Origin of the sequence: Mesorhizobium sp. M0293 (genome assembly GCF_040321735.1) — a bacterium.
Lineage (GTDB): Bacteria > Pseudomonadota > Alphaproteobacteria > Rhizobiales > Rhizobiaceae > Mesorhizobium.
On the sequence record NZ_JAMYSA010000016.1, the window covers coordinates 52,501 to 55,000 of the forward strand.

At 53.4% G+C, this 2,500-nt stretch carries 1 rRNA gene (cut by a window edge); it reads left to right on the plus strand.

Annotated features, from left to right (window positions below):
• A 23S ribosomal RNA gene (locus NKJ06_RS09015) occupies positions 1-2,426 on the plus strand (it extends 395 nt beyond the left edge of the window).
• Positions 2,427-2,500 lie beyond the last annotated feature (74 nt).

Below are 2,500 nucleotides of genomic sequence, written 5' to 3' on the forward strand. Positions count from 1 at the left end.
CGTACGCGTAATGCAATCAATCGTCCTCGAGTAAGGCGGGACACGTGAAATCCTGTCTGAAATTGGGGGGACCACCCTCCAAGCCTAAGTACTCGTGCATGACCGATAGCGAACTAGTACCGTGAGGGAAAGGTGAAAAGCACCCCGACAAGGGGAGTGAAAGAGTACCTGAAACCGATTGCCTACAAACAGTGGAAGCCCAAGGTTCGTCCTGGGTGACCACGTACCTTTTGTATAATGGGTCAGCGACTTAGTGTGACGAGCAAGCTTAAACCGCTAGGTGTAGGCGCAGCGAAAGCGAGTCTGAATAGGGCGTTCAGTTCGTCGCATTAGACCCGAAACCGAGTGATCTAGCCATGAGCAGGTTGAAGGTAAGGTAACACTTACTGGAGGACCGAACCCATAACTGTTGCAATAGTTCGGGATGACTTGTGGCTAGGGGTGAAAGGCCAATCAAACTCGGAAATAGCTGGTTCTCCGCGAAATCTATTTAGGTAGAGCGTCGACCGAATACCCCAGGGGGTAGAGCACTGGATGGGCTAGGGGTCCTCACCGGATTACCAAACCTAACCAAACTCCGAATACCTGGGAGTACTAGTCGGCAGACACACGGCGGGTGCTAACGTCCGTCGTGAAAAGGGAAACAACCCTGACCTACAGCTAAGGTCCCCAAGTTATGGCTAAGTGGGAAAGGATGTGAGGATCCCAAAACAACCAGGATGTTGGCTTAGAAGCAGCCATCATTTAAAGAAAGCGTAACAGCTCACTGGTCTAAATAAGGGTCTTTGCGCCGAAAATGTAACGGGGCTAAAGCCATACACCGAAGCTTAGGGTTTGGTCCGCAAGGGCCAAGCGGTAGCGGAGCGTTCTGTAAGCTGATGAAGCCATACCCGTGAGGGGTGGTGGAGGTATCAGAAGTGCGAATGCTGACATGAGTAACGTAAGGGGAGTGAGAGACTCCCCCGCCGAAAGACCAAGGGTTCCTGCTTAAAGCTAATCTGAGCAGGGTTAGCCGGCCCCTAAGACGAGGCGGAAACGCGTAGTCGATGGGAACCACGTTAATATTCGTGGGCTTGGAGGTAGTGACGGATCATTGAGGTAGTCCAATCTTATCGGATTGAACGGGCTGCTGCGTGGTTCCAGGAAATAGCTCCTCCTTATAAACCGTACCCGAAACCGACACTGGTGGTCTGGTAGAGTATACCAAGGCGCTTGAGAGAACTATGCTGAAGGAACTCGGCAAATTGCACGCGTAACTTCGGAAGAAGCGTGACCCTTTTCTACGCAAGTAGAGGAGGGTGGCACAGACCAGGGGGTAGCGACTGTTTATCAAAAACACAGGGCTCTGCGAAGTCGCAAGACGACGTATAGGGTCTGACGCCTGCCCGGTGCTGGAAGGTTAAGAGGAGGGGTGCAAGCTCTGAATCGAAGCCCCAGTAAACGGCGGCCGTAACTATAACGGTCCTAAGGTAGCGAAATTCCTTGTCGGGTAAGTTCCGACCTGCACGAATGGCGTAACGACTTCCCCGCTGTCTCCAGCATAGACTCAGTGAAATTGAATTCCCCGTGAAGATGCGGGGTTCCTGCGGTTAGACGGAAAGACCCCGTGCACCTTTACTATAGCTTTACATTGGCATTCGTAGTGGCATGTGTAGGATAGGTGGTAGGCTTTGAAACCTGGGCGCCAGCTCAGGTGGAGCCACCCTTGAAATACCACCCTTATTACTATGGATGTCTAACCGCGGCCCGTTATCCGGGTCCGGGACAATGTATGGTGGGTAGTTTGACTGGGGCGGTCGCCTCCTAAAGAGTAACGGAGGCGCGCGATGGTGGGCTCAGAACGGTCGGAAATCGTTCGCTGAGTGCAATGGCATAAGCCTGCCTGACTGCGAGACTGACAAGTCGAGCAGAGACGAAAGTCGGTCATAGTGATCCGGTGGTCCCGCGTGGAAGGGCCATCGCTCAACGGATAAAAGGTACGCCGGGGATAACAGGCTGATGACCCCCAAGAGTCCATATCGACGGGGTTGTTTGGCACCTCGATGTCGACTCATCGCATCCTGGGGCTGGAGCAGGTCCCAAGGGTATGGCTGTTCGCCATTTAAAGCGGTACGTGAGTTGGGTTCAGAACGTCGTGAGACAGTTCGGTCCCTATCTGCCGTGGGTGTAGGAATATTGAAAGGATCTGTCCCTAGTACGAGAGGACCGGGATGGACGGATCTCTGGTGGACCTGTTGTGGCGCCAGCCGCATAGCAGGGTAGCTATATCCGGACGGGATAACCGCTGAAGGCATCTAAGCGGGAAACCCACCTTAAAACGAGTATTCCCTGAGAACCGTGGAAGACGACCACGTTGATAGGCCGGGTGTGGAAGAGCGGCAACGCTTGAAGCTTACCGGTACTAATAGTTCGATCGGCTTGATCGTTCTCATTCCTTATGCCCATTTGACGAAGTCAAATGGTCCTATCAGCGCTTACGCATGAGCGGCCCTAACGGGCC